This window comes from Arthrobacter sp. TJ-254, assembly GCF_058269175.1.
Genome location: NZ_JBZCNF010000001.1, coordinates 642415 through 662311, shown reverse-complemented (window position 1 = coordinate 662311; position 19897 = coordinate 642415). Strand labels below are relative to the sequence as shown.

General features: G+C 66.5%; 20 protein-coding genes and 1 pseudogene. 9 read left to right on the top strand and 12 right to left on the bottom strand.

What is annotated here, in order from left to right; translation table 11 throughout:
- Positions 1–51: 51 nt before the first annotated feature.
- Complete coding sequence (locus AC4D14_RS03145) at positions 52–276, bottom strand: hypothetical protein (protein ID WP_490900110.1); 225 nt, start codon at positions 274–276, stop codon at positions 52–54.
- A gap of 245 nt (positions 277–521) precedes the next feature.
- Here AC4D14_RS03145 and AC4D14_RS03140 point away from each other — a divergent pair, with 245 nt between their 5' ends.
- The 6 genes from AC4D14_RS03140 (at position 522) to guaB1 (ending at position 6647) form a co-directional block, all read left to right on the top strand.
- Positions 522–884, top strand: coding sequence for a nuclear transport factor 2 family protein (locus tag AC4D14_RS03140; RefSeq protein WP_490900109.1), 363 nt, complete (start codon positions 522–524; stop codon positions 882–884).
- A 118-nt stretch (positions 885–1002) separates the two neighbouring features.
- Positions 1003–1560, top strand: a complete 558-nt coding sequence (locus AC4D14_RS03135) for a dihydrofolate reductase family protein (RefSeq protein ID WP_490900108.1) — start codon at positions 1003–1005, stop codon at positions 1558–1560.
- A gap of 340 nt (positions 1561–1900) precedes the next feature.
- Complete coding sequence (locus AC4D14_RS03130) at positions 1901–2359, top strand: DUF4383 domain-containing protein (protein WP_490900107.1); 459 nt, start codon at positions 1901–1903, stop codon at positions 2357–2359.
- A gap of 283 nt (positions 2360–2642) precedes the next feature.
- The gene (locus AC4D14_RS03125) at positions 2643–3755 is read left to right on the top strand and encodes a ferredoxin reductase (RefSeq protein ID WP_490900106.1); all 1113 of its coding nucleotides are present in this window, start codon (positions 2643–2645) and stop codon (positions 3753–3755) included.
- A gap of 21 nt (positions 3756–3776) precedes the next feature.
- Positions 3777–4931, top strand: a complete 1155-nt coding sequence (locus tag AC4D14_RS03120) for a fatty acid desaturase family protein (RefSeq protein ID WP_490900105.1) — start codon at positions 3777–3779, stop codon at positions 4929–4931.
- Between the two features lie 264 nt (positions 4932–5195).
- On the top strand, positions 5196–6647 hold the full coding sequence (gene guaB1 / locus AC4D14_RS03115; protein ID WP_490899784.1) for a GMP reductase: 1452 nt from the start codon (positions 5196–5198) through the stop codon (positions 6645–6647).
- Positions 6648–6901: 254 nt separating this feature from the next.
- On the opposite strand, the gene AC4D14_RS03110 is transcribed toward guaB1, so the two are convergent.
- The 3 genes from AC4D14_RS03110 to AC4D14_RS03100 form a co-directional block, all read right to left on the bottom strand.
- Positions 6902–7903, bottom strand: a complete 1002-nt coding sequence (locus AC4D14_RS03110; protein ID WP_490900104.1) for a permease prefix domain 1-containing protein — start codon at positions 7901–7903, stop codon at positions 6902–6904.
- Positions 7900–8265 carry a PadR family transcriptional regulator gene (locus AC4D14_RS03105; RefSeq protein ID WP_490900103.1) on the bottom strand — a complete coding sequence of 122 codons (366 nt, stop codon included), beginning with the start codon at positions 8263–8265 and terminating at the stop codon, positions 7900–7902. The genes AC4D14_RS03110 and AC4D14_RS03105 overlap by 4 nt, the downstream gene beginning before the upstream one ends.
- A 107-nt stretch (positions 8266–8372) precedes the next feature.
- Complete coding sequence (locus AC4D14_RS03100) at positions 8373–9287, bottom strand: oxidoreductase (RefSeq protein WP_490900102.1); 915 nt, start codon at positions 9285–9287, stop codon at positions 8373–8375.
- A 77-nt stretch (positions 9288–9364) separates the two neighbouring features.
- Between AC4D14_RS03100 and AC4D14_RS03095 the strand changes: the two genes are divergently transcribed.
- Positions 9365–9904 (top strand): TetR/AcrR family transcriptional regulator, encoded by a 540-nt coding sequence (locus tag AC4D14_RS03095; RefSeq protein ID WP_490900101.1) that lies wholly within the window; start codon positions 9365–9367, stop codon positions 9902–9904.
- 81 nt (positions 9905–9985) lie between these two features.
- Here AC4D14_RS03095 and AC4D14_RS03090 read toward each other — a convergent pair whose 3' ends face one another.
- Positions 9986–11713 carry an ABC-F family ATP-binding cassette domain-containing protein gene (locus tag AC4D14_RS03090; RefSeq protein WP_490900100.1) on the bottom strand — a complete coding sequence of 576 codons (1728 nt, stop codon included), beginning with the start codon at positions 11711–11713 and terminating at the stop codon, positions 9986–9988.
- 131 nt (positions 11714–11844) lie between these two features.
- Here AC4D14_RS03090 and AC4D14_RS03085 point away from each other — a divergent pair, with 131 nt between their 5' ends.
- The gene (locus tag AC4D14_RS03085; RefSeq protein ID WP_490900099.1) at positions 11845–12579 is read left to right on the top strand and encodes a hypothetical protein; all 735 of its coding nucleotides are present in this window, start codon (positions 11845–11847) and stop codon (positions 12577–12579) included.
- 134 nt (positions 12580–12713) lie between these two features.
- Entirely contained in the window at positions 12714–12875 is a 162-nt protein-coding gene (locus tag AC4D14_RS03080) for a hypothetical protein (RefSeq protein WP_490900098.1), read from the top strand.
- Between the two features lie 16 nt (positions 12876–12891).
- Here the strand turns inward: AC4D14_RS03080 and AC4D14_RS03075 are convergent, their stop codons facing one another.
- The 7 genes and pseudogenes from AC4D14_RS03075 to mihF all read right to left on the bottom strand — a co-directional run bounded on the left by AC4D14_RS03075 (position 12892) and on the right by mihF (position 19873).
- Positions 12892–13755 (bottom strand): pentapeptide repeat-containing protein, encoded by an 864-nt coding sequence (locus AC4D14_RS03075; protein WP_490900097.1) that lies wholly within the window; start codon positions 13753–13755, stop codon positions 12892–12894.
- 217 nt (positions 13756–13972) lie between these two features.
- The gene (locus tag AC4D14_RS03070; protein ID WP_490900096.1) at positions 13973–16090 is read right to left on the bottom strand and encodes a primosomal protein N'; all 2118 of its coding nucleotides are present in this window, start codon (positions 16088–16090) and stop codon (positions 13973–13975) included.
- Between the two features lie 33 nt (positions 16091–16123).
- The gene (metK, locus tag AC4D14_RS03065) at positions 16124–17338 is read right to left on the bottom strand and encodes a methionine adenosyltransferase (RefSeq protein ID WP_490900095.1); all 1215 of its coding nucleotides are present in this window, start codon (positions 17336–17338) and stop codon (positions 16124–16126) included.
- 58 nt (positions 17339–17396) lie between these two features.
- Positions 17397–18629: pseudogene (gene coaBC / locus AC4D14_RS03060) on the bottom strand (bifunctional phosphopantothenoylcysteine decarboxylase/phosphopantothenate--cysteine ligase CoaBC); the annotation flags it as partial.
- 21 nt (positions 18630–18650) lie between these two features.
- On the bottom strand, positions 18651–18911 hold the full coding sequence (gene rpoZ, locus AC4D14_RS03055) for a DNA-directed RNA polymerase subunit omega (protein WP_120165450.1): 261 nt from the start codon (positions 18909–18911) through the stop codon (positions 18651–18653).
- 45 nt (positions 18912–18956) lie between these two features.
- Complete coding sequence (gene gmk, locus AC4D14_RS03050; protein ID WP_490900094.1) at positions 18957–19526, bottom strand: guanylate kinase; 570 nt, start codon at positions 19524–19526, stop codon at positions 18957–18959.
- 8 nt (positions 19527–19534) lie between these two features.
- Positions 19535–19873 carry an integration host factor, actinobacterial type gene (gene mihF / locus AC4D14_RS03045; protein ID WP_490900093.1) on the bottom strand — a complete coding sequence of 113 codons (339 nt, stop codon included), beginning with the start codon at positions 19871–19873 and terminating at the stop codon, positions 19535–19537.
- Positions 19874–19897: the final 24 nt, after the last annotated feature.

The window sequence follows — 19897 nt, the reverse complement described above, 5'->3', positions numbered from 1 at the left end:
CGCGCCTTGGGCGTCACGCCCGGAATCGCGGGACGGACGCGGGACCCTCCCTCAGGATTCGTCGTTTGCGGCCTCTTCAATCCAGTCCGTGGCCTGGTCTGAAAGAAAGAAGCCATCCGGTCCGTTCCCGCCAACCCATCGGAACTCCGGGTGCACAACACCTCCGGCCGCAGCAATCGCGTCCACCACCGCCGGTGGGACCGCATCACCGTTGTTGGCGATCAGCCATGCCTTCGTTGACTCACCCAGATTCGGCCACCACTCCTCTATCTCCATAGCGGAAGTCTTGCACTGCCCAGGCATCCTTGGCGCCCCCGCGAGCGGGAAGGTGGAGCGGAATTGTTCTGCTCGGAAGGTTCCCGTTCCAGGGAACGGCGAAGTCCGCCAGTAGCCCGCGCAATGAATGAAGGAGTTCAATAAGGGAACGGCGAAGTCCGCCAGTAGCCCGCGCAATGAATGAAGGAGTTCAATAAGGGGACGGCGGGCGGCGGGTCCACGGGTGGCTGAAGGGAACGGGCGCTATGCAGATGACCATGGAGTCGATAGCCAGGGCTTTTTCGGGCCACCGGTTTGAGGACGCCCTTCCGGAATTCAACGATGACGTTGCGTGGGAACTCGTGGGAGGTGAGGACGTAAGCGGCAAGCTGGCGGTTGCGGATATCTGCCGGTCTCTTATACGGGATCTCAAGGACGTGCAGACTGATTTCGAGCGGTTCAGGGTGGTGGCCGCTGGCGATTCTGTCGTCGTTGACAGCGTTGCCCGCTACGCCGGCCCTGATGGCAGCCTCAGCCGGGTGGCATCCTGCGATATTTACGACTTCGTTGACGGCCGAGTGGCAAAAATCCGCTCCTACAACGTGGAACTCGATCCCGGGCGCCCCTGAAGACGATTCCGACCTGACGGACAGGAACCTGCCGGCCACCCGATCGGACAGCCTCGGGTCGTGCGGAGGTCACGGCCGGCAGGACCGCAGACTCACCGCTCGTACCCGAAGGAGACGCATGGCAAAGCTCATCTACTCGATGATCACCTCGCTCGATGGCTACGCCGAGGCGGCGGAGGGCGGCCTTGGCGCCGGGGCCGAAGATCAGGAGGTGCACACTTTTATCGGCGACCGTTTCCGTCCCGTGCGCACGTTCCTCTACGGCCGCCGGATGTACGAGACGATGGTCTTTTGGGAGACCGTGCAGTACGAGCCCGACGTGCCGCCCCACATTTTGGAGTATGCCCGCGACTGGCAGTCCGCGGAGAAGATCGTGTACTCCACCACGCTGGAGTCGGTGTCCAGTGCGAAGACGAGAATCGAGCGGACCTTCGACCCTGAGGCGGTGCGCAAGCTGAAGGCCGAGTCTGAGCACGACCTCAGCGTCGACGGCCCGAACCTCGCGGCCCAGGCGATCGCGGCCGGCCTTGTAGACGAGTACCACCTGTTCATCACCACGAGCGTGGTGGGCGGGGGCAAGCGGTTCTTCCCCAACGGCGTGCGCCTCGATCTCGAGCTGGTCGAGGAGCGGGCCTTCGACAGCGGACTGATCTACGCGCGCTACCGGACCCCCTGAGCCGCGCCCGGTCGACGACGCTGCCGGCGCCCGAGTCCGGCGGGTGAGGCTGGTCGCATGGACGGTTGCAGAGCGATCTCGCTCATCGACCTGGAACCTGCGAGCTCCCGCCGCTCGCCGGGGCCGGCCTCAAACCCGTCGCCGTGGGAAGGATGCCGGTTCCGATTTTCCCTGCCGATGCTGCGGCGCGGTGCATGAACTTTTGGGAAGCATGCTTACTATGCTCAGAGGGGTGCCCCTCCGGATTTCGGCAACGAACCGGGTGGGCGGCCTGTACCGGTCTCACGCGTCGTCGACGCAATCAACCTGCACCACTCGTGCACCTACTGGAAGACACTTCATGACAACCGCAGACAAAACGCGTTCTGGGGAACGCACCAACGTCCAAAAGGCAGCCCTTGCCGTAGGAGCAGTCTTCCTGCTCGTCGGGCTCCTCGGCTTCGTCCCGGGCATCACTTCCCAGTACGACCAGCTCGCCTTCGCGGGCCACCACTCTGAGGCGCTGCTCCTTGGCCTGTTCCAGGTGTCAGTCCTGCACAACATCGTCCACCTGCTGTTCGGTGTCGCCGGCGTCCTGCTCTCCCGCACCATCAGCGGCGCGCGCTCCTACCTCCTGTACGGCGGCATCGTCTACCTGGTCCTGTGGATCTATGGACTGGTCGTCGATCAGGAATCGGCCGGGAACTTCGTCCCGCTCAACGGTGCCGACAACTGGCTGCACCTGCTCCTGGGCGTCGGCATGATCGCCCTGGCGCTCCTGCTCACCCGCCGCACGACCACGGGCACCGCACGCGTCTAGGCCGCAACCCTCAACCCGTCTCCCGGACTCATTCTGCTTCCGGGTGCGGCCGCAACAAACCGCAATGGGTAGGCGCTGCAGCGGTGATGTCGGTGTGATAGATTCCGCGACATCACCGCTGCACATCTGGGGCCCGCGAACCGGCACCCAGCGACACATTGCGCAGGCTCCCAAGCTTCCGCCCGATACAGGGCTGGTTCTGAGGGGTGGGTTTTCCATCCGGCCTGGCAGCAGCCCAAAGGGGGTGCGGTGTGAGGGATCTGGCTCCTAGACTGTAGTGATTATGGCCCTCTTTCGTCAGTTGGCGCGTGCCGCTTCCGCGCTCACCACTCCGCTCTCGCCGGAAGACTTCCTGGCGTTGTTCAATCCCGTCCATTCCTCCCGTCAGCTTCGTGGCGTCGTCACCCGGGTGGTCCACGAGACCGAGGATTCGGCCACCATCTACTTCCGCCCGGGGCCGCGCTGGCATGCTCACCAGGCCGGCCAATGGGCGCGCATCGGCGTTGAGCTCAATGGAGTGCGCCAGTGGCGCTCTTACTCGTTGAGCAACGCGGCCGGCCACGACCCCGCAATCACGGTGAAGGACGCCGGGGCGGTGTCCCATGTGCTGGTCCGCGACACCAAACCGGGTGATGTCCTCTTCCTCGCGCCCCCTCAGGGTGACTTTGTTCTTCCCGAGCACCCCCGGCCCCTGCTTATGCTCACGGCCGGCAGCGGAATCACCCCTGTGATGTCGATGATCCGCACCCTCATCCCCCGCCGGCCCGACGCCGATGTGGTGCTGATCAGTTCGAACAGCACGCCCGAAAAAAGCCTGTTCCGCGAGGAACTGGAAGAGCTCGCCGACCAGTTCCCCAACTTCAAGGTCCGCCACTGGTTCACCAGCGCCCGTGGCCGCCTCGAGTTCACCGCCAAGGCCATCGCCGACCTCTGCCCGGACTGGCGCGCGCGGGCTGCCTATGCCTGCGGTCCCGAAGGTTTCCTGAACGACGCCGAGGACCTCTGGACCCGTGAAGCAGCCCTCGAAGCCGCCCGCACGGTCCCGAACATCACGGCCGGGCCCGAGGGACAGGCCGCAGGCAGCGGGACCCTGACCGTCGAACGCTTCAGCACCGACCTCACCGCCGGCGCAGGGCACGACGGCGGCCTGGTCGTGTTCGAACAGTCGGACCGCGAGGTCCAGGCCGACGGCGACACCCCGCTGCTCGACATCGGCGAGGATGCCGGCATTCTGATGCCGAGCGGCTGCCGCATGGGAATCTGCCACAGCTGTCTCGTCCCGCTGCGCGCCGGGCAGGTCCGCGACCTGCGCACGGGGGAACTGCACAACGCTCCCGGTCAACTCATCCAGACCTGCGTCTCGGCAGCCGCCGGGCCGGTGAACCTCGACCTCTAACCCCCGCTGAAGGAGTCCACCATGACCTCTACGCTGACCCGCCCGGGTGCCCTTGCGGCCTCGGGCCACCCCTTGGTCCGCCCCGAAGCCGCTCGGCATCTCTCCGATGAGCAGGTCGCGGAGCTGGGCCGTGAGCTCGACGCCGTTCGCGACGAAGTCCTTGCCAAGCGCGGGACCTCGGATGCCGCCTATATCCGTCGCATCATCAAGATTCAGCGCACCCTGGAGTTCACCGGCCGCGGTGCCCTGATGTTCAGCCGCTACAAGGCCGCCTGGGTCGCCGGTACGGCCATGCTGAGCCTCGCAAAAATTCTCGAGAACATGGAGATCGGCCACAACGTGCTGCATGGGCAGTGGGACTGGATGCGGGACCCTGACATCCACTCAACAACCTGGGAATGGGACTTCGTCACCCCGGCGCGCTCCTGGCAGCACACCCACAACGACCTTCACCACCGGTGGACCAACGTCATCGGCAAGGACCGGGACGTCGGATACAACCTGCTGCGCATGGATCCCGACCAGCCATGGCGCCCGTTCAACCTCGGCAACCCGCTCTACAACGCGGTCCTGGCACCGGTCTTCGAGTGGGGCATTGCGCTGTACGACCTCGAAATCCCGGAGTACAAGGAAGGCTTGAAGTCGAAGGAGGCGATGAACCGCGACCTCAAGGCCGTGGGCAAGAAGGTCCTGACGCAGTTCTCCAAGGACTACGCTGTCACTCCCCTCGTCGCAATGATCACCGGCTCCGGTAAGCAGGCTCTCTACGGGACCCTTGCCGCCAATGCCATCCGCAACTTCTGGGCGCACGCCGTGATCTTTTGCGGCCACTTCCCCGAAGGCACCGACACCTTCACCGAAGAAATGGTCGAGGGCGAAACGCGCGGGGACTGGTATGTCCGCCAGATGATCGGCTCGGCGAACATCTCCGGCTCCAAGTTCATGCACCTGATGACCGGCAACCTGTCCCACCAAATCGAACACCACTGCTTCCCGGACCTGCCGTCCAACCGGTACGCCGAGGTCGCCGTGAAGGTCCGGGAGATCTGCGACCGCTACAAACTGCCCTACACCACGGGTCCACTGCCCAAGCAGGTCGGTTCCACCTGGGCCAAGATCTTCAAGCTCGCCCTTCCGCCCAAAGGCACGTTCAGGCGCACGAAGCCCGCTGCCTGAGTACTCTGACGCCCGGAGTCGGGCCCCGGCAGGGCCCGCTCTGGGAATAGAATCCCACTCCTGGCGTTATATTGACCGAACAGAACAAAAACCGGACCTCGGGCCGGCAGCGAGAGGCGTGCCCCTCGGCGTGCGGTCCGGGACGCCGTTTTCCGCAATTTCGGTCATTCCGCGCCCGCACCTCCCCTGATCCAACGTCAGGGAAAGGCGGGGCCGGAAGGTGCTGCGGCAGAACGGCTGGCCCTCCCACCCAGATTGGAAATCATGCGTTTCATCAACCAGCCCAGTACGGATCTGACGTATTCGGATGTGTTCCTTGTGCCCTCGGCCTCGGAGGTGATTTCCCGTTTTGATGTGGACCTTGCCAGCGGGGATGGGACGGGGTCAACGATTCCGCTGGTGGTGGCGAACATGACGGCGGTGGCCGGGCGGCGGATGGCCGAGACCGTTGCCCGCCGCGGCGGGCTCACGGTGCTGCCCCAGGATGTTCCGGTGGAGGTCATCGCCGATGTCACCTCCTGGGTCAAGGGCCGGCACACGGTGTTTGAGACCCCGCTCAAGCTCGGGCCGGGCAACACGGTCCTTGATGCCCTGCACCTGATCGACAAGCGCGCCCACGGGGCGGTGGTCGTGGTCGACGGCGCCGGGCGCTGCGTGGGCCTGGTGCGGGCCTCGGACTGCGCCGGCGTCGACCGCTTCGCGTCCCTGGAGTCGGTGATGCGGCTGAACCCGCCGGAGATCGACGCGGCCCGCTTCGACGGGGACCCCGCGAACGGCCTGCAGGGGGCCTTTGAGGACCTCGAGGCCGCCGGGATCCCGCTGGCGCCGGTGACCCGCGGCGGGATCCTGGAGGGGGTGATGACCCGGGCCGGTGCGCTGCGCTCGACCATCTACGCCCCGGCCGTTGACGCCCAGGGCAGGCTGCGGGTGGCCGCCGCCGTGGGCATCAACGGCGACGTCGAGGCCAAGGCCGCGGCCCTGCTCGGGGCCGGGGTCGATGTCCTGGTCGTTGACACCGCCCACGGGCACCAGCGCAAGATGCTCGATGCCCTGAAGATCGTGCGCAGCCTCAACCCGCAGATCCCCGTCGTGGCCGGAAACGTGGTCAGCGCCGCCGGGGTGCGGGACCTGGTCGAGGCCGGGGCGGACATCGTGAAGGTCGGCGTGGGACCGGGGGCCATGTGCACCACGCGGATGATGACCGCCGTGGGCCGGCCCCAGTTCTCGGCCGTCCACGAGGCCGCCGCGGCCGCCCGGGAGCTCGGCGCCCACGTCTGGGCCGACGGCGGGGTGCGCTACCCGCGCGATGTCGCCCTGGCCCTTGCCGCAGGGGCCAGCCAGGTCATGATCGGGTCCTGGTTCGCCGGGACCTACGAGAGCCCCGGGGACCTGCACTCCGACGGCGACGGGCGCCGGTACAAGGAAAGCTTCGGCATGGCCTCGGCCCGGGCGGTGCAGAACCGCACCCAGGCCGAGGACGTCTTCGCCCGGGCCCGCAAGGGATTGTTCGAGGAGGGCATCTCCACCTCCAAGATGTACCTCGACCCCCAGCGCCCCGGCGTTGAGGACCTGCTCGATATGATCACCGCCGGGCTGCGCAGCTCCATGACCTACGCCGGAGCCCGCTCCCTGACCGAGTTCCACGACCGCGCCGTCGTGGGCATCCAGTCCGCCGCCGGATACGAAGAAGGCCGCCCCGTCCAGCAAAGCTGGTAGGTGTTCCACCGGGAGGGGATCCCGATCCCCTGACCCTTCATGGCCATCCGCGTCACCGACGCCCATCCCGTCCCCACCTGTGGTGCAACTGATCATGGCTGGCCTTCCGGATGGATTCGGTGACGCGGTTGAGCCGCACTGAATCCAAAGTCCAGGTTTGCCAGTGGAGGATGACGTCGTGATGGGCATCTTCTCCAAGCAGGTGCAGGGCATGCGAGACGGCCTGGCCAACTTGGAGCGCCGGGGCAAGGCCGTCATTGACGACTGATCCGGTCACTTTGAGCAGCATGGGGCGGCGTTGGAGGCGACTGCCTGCTGGCCTTGAGGAAACCGTCGACGACGTCCCAGGCTGCAACAGCCACGATCACTGCGACTACGATGACACCGACGGTCCGGGCTGTGCCCGTCGTAGCCGCCGGATCCCAGCCCACCGCGTTGGAGAATGCCGGGTTGAGCAATCTGCCCTCGGACCATAGAAGGACCGCCGGGGCGGTGAAGGCGAGATTGAGAGCGAGGTTCACCACCGCGGGCAGACCCGACCACCCGCGCAGGTAGAGCCAGCACGCGAACGCCATCTCAGCCGCGAGAAGGCCCAGGAACCATGGAATCCAGAAGGACCAGAGCGTGGGCTCAAGGAATGGGATCGGATTCCCGCTGGGATCCCGGACCACGGAGACCACGTGCTGCCAGACGATGGCACCAGCGAAGAGGGCCAGGAACACCAGCGACGCAACGAATTCCGCAAGGCGGCCCTGGCGCGAGCGGTCCGGCAGGTCCTGCAGCCGCTCGGGCGTCCACTCCGCGGTGCCTGTCGTGCCGCTGCTGCGCTCAAGGATGACGAACACCAGTGTGGTCCAAAAGCCGATGTGCACCGCCGCATTGATCGCAGTCGATACAGCACCACCGATTGCGTTCGCGGCGTCACCTGTCACCAGTAGCCGGACGAGAAATGAGGCGGCGGCAGCAATCGGCAGGATGATGAAGGCGAGGGTCTTGAGGAGCCGCAGCCAGACAAGGTAGTAGCTGGGCCCAATAAGCGTCAACGGCCGATCGACATACGCGGCGGCGAGCCGTTCCGGGTCACCCAGCTCAAGGAGGGCCGCCCTTTCCGCGGCGGACTCGTCCTCGCCGGAGGCGACACGGGCCTGCACGCTGTCCTCGATCATTTCCCGGATCTCCGGCTCGATGTCGGATCGCTGTGACTCCGGAACGGTCCGCGCTGCGGCCCAGACGTAGCGGTCGGTGAGTGTGGTCATGGCTTATCCCCTGCGACGAGGTGGTGGAGCGATGTTGTCAGTCGATCCCAGTCGGCGGCCAGAGTAGCGGCGAGGGCGTCACCGGCCGGGCTCGTCCTGTAGAACTTGCGCGGCCGGGACTCGGCGGTATTCCACTCGCTGGTGAGCAAGCCCTGTTTCTCAAGGCGCCGCAGGAGTGGATACAGCGTGTTGGCGTCGACGTGGATGCCGAGCGCCCCGAGGGACTCGAGAAGGGCGTACCCATAGTCGGGAGTCCTGAGGCGGGCGAGACAGGCGAGGACGACGGTGCCACGGCGTAATTCCTGAAGGTGTGCGGAAATCAGCGCGTCTTCGTCCACATCCCATACGATGGTGTGCGTCACACACTATTGCAACGGGGCAGCGTGGAGGTGTTCGTGAATTCACGGATTCCCGCACAGCGCGGTTTCTCCCGCACCGAGCGATTCATCGTTGAAACCGCCGTTACGGGTCACCCCAAGGCGGCGACCAGGTCAACGCCGGACTGCTCTACTGATTCCTTCCAGAGGCGCTGTGCAGCAGAACGGTCGCGGGCTCTTCGGCTCGGTTTCTCGACGACCGGCGTCCGGCCGCGCACCACGAATCGGGGACCGACGAACGCGCCACCGGGAAGTGAGGCATCGGTGGCGGCGCGCAGGATCGGTCGCGCCCCGGCTGCGGCCGGCTGAGTGACCAGCGGGACAATGAACCGCATGAACTGGTTGGATACGCCGCTGCCCTCGGTGCCGAGGTCGGTACGCGAGCCACCAGGGTGGGCTGCCACAACGGTGACGTGGGAGTCGGCGTCACTCAACTCCTCATGGAGCGAAGCGGTAAACAGCAGGTTGTCGAGCTTGCTGTGGAAGTAGGCACTCCACCGATCGTAGGTCTGCTCGATTCGCGGGTCGGGCAAGCCTCTTGCCGCCCGATGGCCCATGCTCGAAACGTTGACGACCCGGCCCGCCTCTGCTCGCTTGAGCAGGGGAAGCAGCAGCCCGGTGAGCGCAAAGTGGCTCAGATGATTGACGCCATATTGCATTTCGAAACCCTGAGCGGTGCGGGATTCGTCCAGGGCCATGAGGCCGGCGTTGTTGATCAGCACATCGAGCGGCCGGCCCTCGGACAGGAGCCGTCCGGCCAGATCATGCACCGTGTCGAGATCAGCGAGGTCGAGCGGCACGACAGTTGGTCGGCTGCCCGGCACTGCATGCTCGATGCGCTCACGAGCAGACTCAGCTTTAGCCGGGTTGCGGCAGGCGAGCACCACTTCGGCGCCGGCACGGCTCAGTTCGAGCGCTGTTTCGAAGCCTAATCCGGCATTGGCTCCGGTAACGAGCACACGGCGCCCGCTCAGGTCGGGGATATCTGCGAGGGACCAGCCCATCATGTTTTTCCTTTCTCGAACTCAAAATGAATGTAGGTTCATGTTAGCTCATAACCTGAGCGTTCGTTCATAATAGGAGTGTGAGATCTGATGCCACCCGTAACGCCCAGGCGATTCTGCGCGCCGCACGCGAGGTCGCCGCCGAGCGCGGTTTGTCCGCGTCGATGGCGGAAATTGCCGATCGGGCGGGAGTCGCCGTCGGCACGCTTTACCGGCACCATCCCACCAAACAGCACTTGATCTCAGCGGTGGCTGCCGACTCCGTGCGCCACATCATCGACGAGGCGGAGGCTGCCTTGGCCCGCACAGATGAAGGTTCACCACCGGGGCAGGAGCTCGCCCGGTTGACGGAGAAAATCGTCCGCGCCCACGTCGACGATCGCGTGTTCAAGCAAGCCGCCGGTGCGGCGCAGTCCTACGCAGACGAGCCGCCCGCCGACACCGATGCGGCACGCGCGTGGGGCGCCGTCGCATCCTTGCTCGATCGGGCGCAGGCGACCGGCGAGATTCGCCGAGACATCGACGTAAGCGATCTGTCCGTGCTTCTTGCCGGCGCCCCGGACGACGCTGCTCGGCTGCCGACCTACCTGCTCGTGGTCCTGGCCGGCTTGCGAGCCTGACGGCCATGAACCTACCTCGCTTGATCCAGCTCTCACATCAGCGCATCGGGATCGTCGCCGCCAAAGGGTATGACTGGCCGATCATGCGCCGCTGAGGTCGATCCGATGGCCCTTCCACCTGCGGCGGAGCCACCGATCGTGGGAGGCGACGACGACGGTTCCTGGATATTCAGGGATGGCGGCCTCCAGTTGGGCAGCCAGAAGCAGGGAGAGGTGGTTCGTTGGCTCATCGAGCAGCAACACATCCGGCGGGCTCGCGAGCAGCACGGCGAGCGCAAGCCGGCGTTGCTGACCGACACTGAGCGCGGTGACCGGACGGTTCTCATCCCGGGGCGCTATGAGTCCGAATGCCCCGAGGGGTATCTGTTCCGACAGCGTGTCCCCCGCCAGATCCGTGTACGCCTGCCGCGCCGTGCGTCCGGGCCCCCGCTGATGCGGGTCGGGCAGGTCAATCTCCTGGTTCAGGAGGCCAACCCGCAGGGACGGAACCGAAGTCATTGTCCCGGACGTGGGGAGAAGCCGTCCTGTCAGCAGGTGCAGGAGCGTGGACTTGCCGGAACCGTTAGGTCCGGTGATCAGCCACTTCTCCCCCGCGCCAACCGTCACCGACGTGCTGGCGAGGCGGCCTGCGACGGCGGCACGCGACACGGTGAGGAGCGGCCCGGAACCGCTGCCGTTCAACGCGGGTATGCCGCCGGCGGTAAGGCCTCGGAAACGCAGCACTTCGGGCGGTCTGCGGATCTGCGCCTCCTCCAGGTCCTCCAGGCGGGCCCGCGCGTCATTGACCCGGCGGGACACCGTCTTGGCATTCCGGTCGGCGTAATACTTGGCGGAGATGCGGGCTTCGGACCGCGGTGACCAGTGCTCGTGTCCCACGAGGTAGTTGCTGGGGGCGGCGGCGCGCAGCCGCCTCAGGTGGGATTGTTCAGCGCGGTATTGGCGTTCCCACCGGTCCCTCGCGTCCAGCCTGGCACGAAGATAGTCGGTGTAGGTGCCCGTGAAGCGCACGGCTCCGATCGCCGCGCCGTCACCATCCCCGACGAGCGGCCCGGCGACTGCCTGCGGCAGCGGCGCAGGATCGAGGTCCACAAGCGACGTCACCACATCGTCGAGGAACGCACGATCATGGCTGGCGATAAGCACCGGTCCCCGCCACGAGACGAGGAGGCCGCGCAGGTACTGGGCAGCAGCGTCGTCAAGGTGATTCGTCGGTTCGTCAAGCAGGAGGACGTCCGGTGCGCTCAGCAACAACCATGCAAGGGACAGCCGTGAGCGCTGCCCGCCGGAGAGGTGACCGGTCTTCCGGTCGAACGACAGATCAGCCAGGCCCAGTCCGGCGACCATGGAGGAGATCCGGGCGTCGACATCCCAGGCGCCAACCCGCTCCGCTGTCTCCAGTGCTGCAGCGAAGCCCGCTGCTGCTGCCTGGTCGCCGGGTGAGTCCGCCAAAGCGGTGCCTGTGGCTGCCACGGCATCGGCCGCCGCCCGCACAGGGGCAACCGCGGACTCCAGCGCGTCGGCGATTGACGCCGCTGCCGGGAAGGGTGGTTCCTGATGCAGCAGCCCGATGCGCGGCCGCGCACCACCGGGAAGCGTTGCCGACACTGTTCCCCCGTCAGGCGCAATCAAGCCCGCGATGATGTGCAGCAGCGTGCTCTTGCCGGAACCGTTTTCGCCGATCACTCCGGTGCGGTCCGTCGTGACCGTGAACGACACATCGGTCAGGACGCGTCGTGTTCCGAATGAGATCGATATGCCGTCCACACACAGATGCGCCGCAGCGCGCGTCGGGCTGGAAGAAGAAGCCATGAGTATCCCCGGGTTCGGTCAACTTCCTGCCGGGCACCGGCCACGGACGCAGGAGAGGAGCGAGGATCACGAGAACATGGCACAACTCTATACGCATGCCACCCGAAGCGGCATGACAATAGACTCGCGTCATGCCAGTGACGATTGAACGCCTCGACGCCCGCCCCCGCTCGGATGCCGAGTTGGACGCGCTTTCCGAGGGGGCGTGGCCTTCATTCATTTCTGCAGACAAAGTGGTTGCCGCTCTCTGGGATCGGGTGCGCGCCGAGTTCGCGCACCTCGAACTCGCCGTGGTCGATGGTTCTGCCTTGGCCGCGAACGGATGGGCCGTGCCGGTGTGCTGGAATGGGACCCGCGAGGACCTGCCCGGCGGGTACACCGGAACCCTCGTGCGGGCGCTTGAGAATCTCGATGAGAACGCGACACCCAACACGCTCGTTGTCTGCGCAGCTCAAGTCCATCCGGGTTTCCAGGGTACAGGGCTCGCCACAGAGCTCCTCAGCGCGTTCGTCGACCGTACCCCCGCGTGGGGGCTGGGATCCTTGATCGTTCCTCTGAGGCCAACCCTGAAGCACCGCTACCCGCTGACGCCGATCAGCGACTACGCCGGCTGGACCCGCAACGACGGGCTGCCCGTTGATCCGTGGCTGCGGACCCACGTTCGGATGGGAGCGGCTGTGCTCTCCACCACCGAGGTTTCCCAGACAATGACCGGAACCGTCACCGAATGGGAGACCTGGACAAACCGGGCCTTCCCGGAAAGTGGCGCGTACGTCATCGATGGCGGCCTCTCCCCACTGATCATCAACACCGACCGTGACCACGGCATCTACAACGAACCAGGTATCTGGCTTCAACATCGATGAGCCGACCGCCGGGAACCCAAAAACATCGTGGAGCCTGACCGCAAGCGGCCGAACTCGGGGAGGGCCCGGCCAGGAGGAGATGGAGCGCGCGATCGGTCCGGGGCGTAGGCGTCGGCAAGGCATTGATCGCCGGTGTGGCAGGCGACCTCGACGGCCTGGCGGTCAAGCGGACGGTCCTGGTGACCGACGACGCCCACGGCCTCTACGGCCGGTTCGGCTTCAAGGCCCTCTCCGATCCGGGCCGGTGGCTAGCGCGCGAACGCAGCCCCAGAACCATCGATGGAGGCACCGGTTAAGGCACAGCAGGGCTGCTCATTCACTAGACCAGTGCGGCGGGAACACCAGGTCCGTGGGTATGCGCGTCCTATGGCTGCCCATCGCGGCATTGAGCTGCGGCTGGGTCAGGTACAGGGCTTCAGCGAGATCGGCGCCCTCAAGCTGCGCATCCCTGAGGTCCGCTCCGAGCAGGTCCACCGCCGAAAGGTCACTCCCCCGCAGGTCCGCGGCAATGAGATAGGCGCCCCTGAGGTCCGCCCCGCACAAGCGGCGGCGCCGGAAATTTCTCCCCATCAGATCCGCACCGGGATGCAGCGCGGGCTCCAGATGGTCCCCGCCTTCGGCGAAGTAGGAAGCACGCACTTCTTCGCTGACCTCAATCAACACAGCCCGCACCTCGAGGCGGAGGCCCTCGACGTCGAGGGAGAGTAGTGCCTCCGTGTCTCCGCCTACCGCGTGCTCGATGGTCCTCGTCAGCAGCGCGGCGGCGTCAGCGGCATCGGGATCGAATGTCCGCGTCTGCGCCTCGGCCAGGTACCAAAGCATCTCGTGAAGCTGCCGTGCCGCCTTGAACGCGTCGAACATTTCAGTCCTTGTGGCGGGATCCTTGATCCAGCTCGTTCCTCCAAAGAAGCGCTGCGATACGTTCTGGCCGGCACCGAAACAATCGAAGACCGAGCAGCCGCGGAAGCCCCTGGGCCGCAGGCTGTCGTGGATGGTGCAGGAAAAGTCGGGCGCGAGGTTCCGGCACGGCGACCCGGCCGGTTTGTCGAGGGCAAACTCGGTAGAGCGGGAAAACCCGAAGGCGGTGCAGCAGAGGGCAAAGCAGTTGCCGCAATCGGGGCGGAGGGAACGCCGTCCAGGAGCTGAAAAGGGTACCGGGGTTGTAGTGCTGTCCATGTGATCTTCCAGTGAGGTGTGCTGTGGTGGGCCGGGAGTTGGGGAATTTAGTCCCCCGCACGGTCACACGGGATCAGCGCTCCCTGTGGGAGCGAACTGGAATGGCTGTAGTAGCTCTGGGTCACAGAGAAGAAGAAGGCGTCACTGGCATCAGAATATACGCCCTCGGCTGCCTGTGGCAGCGTTTATCCGTACGTTGAGGACCGATGCGCGGGCGTTACAGCAGGTCGAGCGCGTCGCAGCGGATGTGCACCGGTTCGGTGGTGCGTTTTGCCGAAAGGACGGCGCGCCTGGTCCTCAGCTGGCCCACGGCGTGGGCTGCTGCACGGTAGGTGAAGAAGACGAGAAGGCGGTGGGTTCCCTCTCCTGCAAGGTGGCCGTTCTCCCGCTCGGGTCCGCGGCCCCCGGCTGACGCAACAGGAACCGGACCGACGGTCCGAACGAACCCGGAGGGGTCGATTCCCTCGGTGAACGCTGCCAGCGCTTCGCGGCTGCCGGTCAGGGCGGCGTACCGGACGGCTGGTGGAAGGCCAAGTTCCTGCCGGAGGGCGAGTTCCCGGGACGCGGCACCGCGGGGATCCCACCGCACCAGCGCCCCGACCGCTGCGTCGTCATCGGCCGTGACGACCACAAGCCCGCCTTCGGCCGCGGGCCGGGCAAGCACCGCCGCGGAGAACCAGCGCCGGAGGGTGTCTTCGCCCGCGCGCAGCGACTCGCGGCTGAGCATTGCGCTTCCATCGAGCAGGATCACCGCGGCATACCCGCCAGCGGCAACGGGTTCAGCGCCCGGAGTCGCCACAACGACGGCCGGAGTGTTAGGAACCGTGTCGACGACGTGTTCACCCGCCGAGGAGACGACCGGAACACCCGGGAAGGCACGCCCCAGCTCCTCGGCCGTCCGGGTTGCCCCGGCAATGCCCGCCCGGATGGTGGTGCCGCCGCAGGAGGCGCAGTGCCAGCGTGGATCGGGGCGCCCGCACCAGCGGCACTCGGGGATCCCTCCCCTGCTGTGCTGGGCCAGCGGGCCGGTGCAGTTGACACAGCGGGCGGGCCGCCGGCAGTCGGCGCAGGTGATTGCCGGTGAGAAGCCGGTCCGCGCGACCTGAAGGAGCACCGGTCCGCGGATGAGCCCGTCCTGGGCGGCTTTCCACGCCGACGAAGGAATGCGCGCCTGGGTGGCGAGCGGGTCGCGTTCCCGCTGGAAGGCATCGGCCGCATGTTGGACCCGCGGCACGCTCCTGCGGATCTCGGGGCGTTCGGCGTGGATCGACCGGGCCCAGCCCGTTTCGACGAGCCGGTGCGCCTCGGTGCTGAGGGACGTCGATGCGACAAGGACGCCGGCGTTTTCCTGGTCGGCTCGAAGCAGTAGGACGTCGCGCACGTGCTGGTAGGGGGCGCGCTGTTCGAAGTGGGAGTCGTCGCCGTCATCCCACACGCAGACAAGCCCGAGGTCGGTCACCGGTGCGTAGGCCGCCGACCGTGTCCCCACTGCGACCCGCGCGTGCCCGTGCAGCAGGCGCAGGAAATTGCGGTAGCGCGGGGTGGGGCCGTCTTCGGCGGTGAGCCGGGCCACCATCTCGTCGCCGAGCCGGCGCACCAGCGCCGCTTCGACCCGGGCGAGGTCGCGCTGGTCGGGTACGACAACGATGGCGCCGCGCCCGCTGAGGGCGACGGCGGCGACGGCGTCGGTGATTTCCTCGGGCCAGGCCCGTGGCCCGTACCCTCCCACCGACGTCAGGACGGCGCGAGGGGAACCGCCCGCTGCGAGGTGCAGCAGGAACGCTTCTCCGTGGACGTAGCGGCTGTAGCTGCCGGAGGCGGCGCCCTTCAGGATGGTCATGGGGGGCAGGCCCGGTGCCGCTGCGGGGAGGGCACCGCCTGGTGCGGGCGGCTCGAACTCCTTCTCGACGCGGGCGGCCCGCGGCGGCACGGCTACACGGAGGACGTCGCTGACGGTGCCAGCCGAGCGCAGCGCCACGGACTGGGCGAGCTTGAGCACCTCGGGGGTCAGCACCGGCTGGGCCGAGATGATCTTTCCGAGGGGCAGGAGCTTGGCCGTGGATTCGGAGGCGGGCAGGCGTGCGGCAAGATAGCCGGTCTGCTCCTTGCCGGCGAACCGGACTTTGACCCGGACGCCGGGCTGCGCGTCGGCATCGAGTTCCTGGGGCACGTAGTAGTCGAAGGCTCGGTCGAGGTGGGGCAGCGGCGAGTCGAGCAGCACCTGCGCCACAGGGTTGACTGCGGCGGCCCCCGGGGTGGCCGACGGCAGCCGGGGCGCGCCGAAACCGTGAAGCAGCGACAGTTGGCCGCCGTCCGTCCCCGCAGTGCTGCTCATTGCCGTTGTACCCGCTGTCGTAGCTCTTGCCGTTTAGGCGTTGAAGTAGCTCCTCAGCTTATCGACGCGGTCTGTCAGTTCCCAGTTGAAGCCTGCATCCTCGCGGCCGAAGTGCCCGTGGGCAGCGGTCTTTTGGTAGATCGGGCGCTTGAGGTCGAGGGCGTTGATGATGCCCAGAGGGCGGAGGTCGAAGATCTCGCGGATCGCCTTGCCGATGGCCAGGGGGTCGACGGTTTCGGTGCCGAAGGTTTCAACGTAGATTCCGACGGGGTGGGCCATGCCGATCGCATAGGCGATCTGGATTTCGGCGCGGCGGGCCAGCCCGGCCGCTACGACGTTCTTGGCGACCCAGCGCATTGCATACGCTGCGGAGCGGTCAACCTTCGACGGGTCCTTTCCGCTGAAGGCACCCCCGCCGTGCCTGGCGCTGCCACCGTAGGTGTCCACGATGATCTTCCGTCCGGTGAGCCCGGCGTCGCCAACCGGTCCACCGATGATGAACTCGCCGCCCGGGTTGAGGATGTGGCGCACCGAAGAGCTGTCAAGGTGCGAGGTTTCAAGCACGGGGTTGATGACGTGGGTGACGAGGTCGGCCCGCAGCTCATTCAGCGACACTTCCGCCGCGTGCTGGGAGGAGATGACGACCGAGTCGACCGAAACCGGGATGTCGCCGTCATAACCGATGGTGACCTGGGTTTTCCCGTCGGGCCGCAGGTATGGAAGCGTCCCGTCCTTGCGCACCGCGGTCAGCTGCTCTGAGAGACGGTGGGCCAGCCAGATCGGGGTGGGCATCAGCACCGGCGTCTCATCGCTGGCGTAACCGAACATGATGCCCTGGTCGCCTGCGCCCTGGGCGTCGTAAGGGTCGATGCCCTTGCCTTCGCGCACCTCGACCGAGGTGAAGACTCCCGACGCGATTTCCGGCGACTGTTGGCCGATGGAGACCGAAACCCCGCAGCGGGCGCCGTCGAAACCGTTGGCCGAGGAGTCGTAGCCAATGCCGAGGATGGTATTGCGGACGATCTCGGGGATCTCCACGTAAGCCTCGGTCGTAACCTCCCCCGCCACGTGCACAAGGCCGGTGGTCACCAGGGTTTCGACGGCGACCCGGGATTCGGGGTCGGCCTCGAGCATGGCGTCGAGGATGGCGTCGCTGATCTGGTCGCAGATCTTGTCGGGGTGGCCCTCAGTGACCGACTCGGAGGAAAAGAGCCGCAGCGCGGCAGGATTGGAACTGGCTGAATTCACGTATTCACTCTACTTGGTTCGTTGGCCGGCGCTCGAAATTCGTTCCGGCGCCAGGGCGTCAGGGTTTGAGGGCCTTGGCCGCACGGGCAACGACGGCGGCCGCCACCTCGCGCTTGGTTCCGTTGACAGGCTCCGATTCGGTGCCGTCGGCCCCAAGGAGGATGACCGAGGTCTCGTCCTGGCCGAACACCTTGTCCCGCCCCACCACGTTGAGCACCAGCAGGTCGCAGCCCTTGGAGCGGAGCTTGGCGCGGGCATGGGTCAGGGGATCGGATCCGGCGTCGCCGGTTTCGGCGGCGAATCCCACAATGACGCCGGGGGTTCCTGTTGTGCCGGCGTCGCGGACGGCGACGGCTTCGCGCAGGATGTCAGGGTTGCGGACCAGAGTGATGACCGGGTCGACGCCGTCCGCGCTCTTCTTGATTTTCGTGTCCGCGACCTCGGCGGGGCGGAAGTCGGCGACGGCGGCGGCCATGATCAGGACGTCGGTTTCCGGCAGTGCGGCGAGCACGGCGTTCCGCAGCTCGAGTGCTGTCTCAACGCGGGTGAGCGCGACGCCGGCGGGCGGGGGCACCTCGGTCGAGGCTGCGATCAGCCGGACTGTCGCGCCCTCGGCGAGGGCCGCGGCGGCCAGGGCCATCCCCTGTTTGCCGGAGGAACGGTTGCCGAGGAAGCGCACCGGGTCGAGCGGTTCGCGCGTTCCGCCGGCCGTGATGGTCACGGTGCGCCCGGCGAGCAGCCCGGAGCCCGTGGCGGCCTCGTAGGCCGCCATCGCGGCAGCGAAGATCTCGGCGGGTTCGGGAAGCCGGCCCGGGCCGGTATCGGACCCGGTGAGGCGCCCCGATGCCGGCTCCATGACCGTGACGCCCCGCGCGCGGAGCAGCGCGACGTTCGCGGCAGTTGCGGGGTGGCGCCACATTTCGGTGTGCATGGCGGGGGCCATGAAAACCGGCCCGGACGCCATCAGCAGGGTTCCGGTGAGCAGGTCGTCGGCGAGGCCCGACGCGGCGCGTGCCATCAGGTCCGCGGTGGCGGGAGCCACGACCACCAGGTCGGCTTCGTGTCCGAGCCGCACGTGGTTGACCTTGTCGACGTCGTCAAAGACGCTGTTGCTCACCGGATTCCCGGAGAGCGCCTCCCAAGTGGCGGTGCCGACGAACCGCGTTGCCGCCTCGGTGGGGATGACAGTGACATTGTGGCCGGCCTCCGTGAAGAGGCGAAGGAGGGATGCGGCCTTGTAGGCCGCGATCCCTCCTCCAACGCCGAGGATTATCCGCACGGAGTTTCTTTGCTCAGCTGTTTCTGCCGGTTGCTACTCAGCCTGCTCCATGGGAGCGGCAACGAGCATTCCCTCGTCGATTTCGCGCAGGGCGATCGACAGGGGCTTCTCGTTCAGGCGGGTGTCGACAAGGGGGCCGACGTACTCGAACAGGCCCTCGTGGAGCTGGGAGTAGTAGGCGTTGATCTGCCGGGCACGCTTGGCGCCGTAGATCACGAGGGCATACTTCGAGTCCGACGCCTCAAGCAGGGAGTCGATCGGCGGGTTGATGATGCCTTCAGGCTGTGTAGACACAGAATCTCCAAAAATTTGTTTGTTCCTCGTCCCTCGGCGTGCGCGTCAGCGCTGCAAAGGGCGGAGTCCCATCAGTGAAACAAGCTCGTCCGCCGCATGCTCGACACTGTCGTTGACCACGGTGTGGTCGAATTCAGGTTCGGCGGCAAGTTCCAGTTTAGCGGTTTCCAGCCGCCGCTGCTGTTCCTCGAGGGTTTCGGTGCCCCGGCCCACGAGACGGCGCACCAATTCCTCCCAGGTGGGCGGGGCCAGGAAGACGAAATTCGCCTCGGGCATCGTCTCCTTGACCTGCCGCGCGCCCTGGAGATCGATCTCCAACAGCACGCACCGGCCCTCGTCCATTGCCTCCTGCACGGTGCTGCGGAGAGTCCCGTAGCGGTTGCGTCCGTGCACCACGGCCCACTCGAGCAGTTCGCCGTCGGCGACCAGGGCGTCGAACTCATCGGGTGAGACGAAGTAGTAGTGGACTCCGTGGATTTCTCCGGGTCTCGGCGGGCGGGTGGTGGCCGAGACGGACAACCAGACGTCGGGGTAGTTGTCCCGGATGTAGGTTGACACTGTTCCCTTGCCGACGGCCGTCGGTCCGGCCAATACTGTCAGCCGCGGCTGCGACACGTGGTTCCTCACTTACTGGCCGGGCCAGAATGCTGTTCGTTCAGGTGATCAATGAGCGCCTTGCGCTGGTGGATGCCGAGGCCCCGCACGCGCCGCGTGGCGGCGATGCCAAGATTCGTCATGATCGCGGAGGCCCGGACCTCCCCCACGCCCGGCAGGGCTTTGAGGAGATCGAGCACTTTGAGCCGGCCGACAGCTTCATCGTCCGAACCGCTTTCAATAACTTCGGCTACTGAGACCTTACCTGCTTTGAGCTGGCTCTTAATGTCGGCACGGACCGTCCTGGCCGCGGTGGCCTTCTCGCGAGCCTGTTTTCTTTCGACGTCCGTCAATGGCTTCAGGCTCACAAGGGCTCCCCTGCAGTAGGCGGC

Coding starts and splice junctions, on each gene's coding strand:
- AC4D14_RS03145 (WP_490900110.1), bottom strand. CDS start 276: ATGGAGATAGAGGAGTGGTGGCCGAATCTGGGTGAGTCAACGAAGGCA.
- AC4D14_RS03140 (WP_490900109.1), top strand. CDS start 522: ATGCAGATGACCATGGAGTCGATAGCCAGGGCTTTTTCGGGCCACCGG.
- AC4D14_RS03135 (WP_490900108.1), top strand. CDS start 1,003: ATGGCAAAGCTCATCTACTCGATGATCACCTCGCTCGATGGCTACGCC.
- AC4D14_RS03130 (WP_490900107.1), top strand. CDS start 1,901: ATGACAACCGCAGACAAAACGCGTTCTGGGGAACGCACCAACGTCCAA.
- AC4D14_RS03125 (WP_490900106.1), top strand. CDS start 2,643: ATGGCCCTCTTTCGTCAGTTGGCGCGTGCCGCTTCCGCGCTCACCACT.
- AC4D14_RS03120 (WP_490900105.1), top strand. CDS start 3,777: ATGACCTCTACGCTGACCCGCCCGGGTGCCCTTGCGGCCTCGGGCCAC.
- guaB1 (WP_490899784.1), top strand. CDS start 5,196: ATGCGTTTCATCAACCAGCCCAGTACGGATCTGACGTATTCGGATGTG.
- AC4D14_RS03110 (WP_490900104.1), bottom strand. CDS start 7,903: ATGACCACACTCACCGACCGCTACGTCTGGGCCGCAGCGCGGACCGTT.
- AC4D14_RS03100 (WP_490900102.1), bottom strand. CDS start 9,287: ATGATGGGCTGGTCCCTCGCAGATATCCCCGACCTGAGCGGGCGCCGT.
- AC4D14_RS03090 (WP_490900100.1), bottom strand. CDS start 11,713: ATGGCTTCTTCTTCCAGCCCGACGCGCGCTGCGGCGCATCTGTGTGTG.
- AC4D14_RS03085 (WP_490900099.1), top strand. CDS start 11,845: ATGCCAGTGACGATTGAACGCCTCGACGCCCGCCCCCGCTCGGATGCC.
- AC4D14_RS03075 (WP_490900097.1), bottom strand. CDS start 13,755: ATGGACAGCACTACAACCCCGGTACCCTTTTCAGCTCCTGGACGGCGT.
- AC4D14_RS03070 (WP_490900096.1), bottom strand. CDS start 16,090: ATGAGCAGCACTGCGGGGACGGACGGCGGCCAACTGTCGCTGCTTCAC.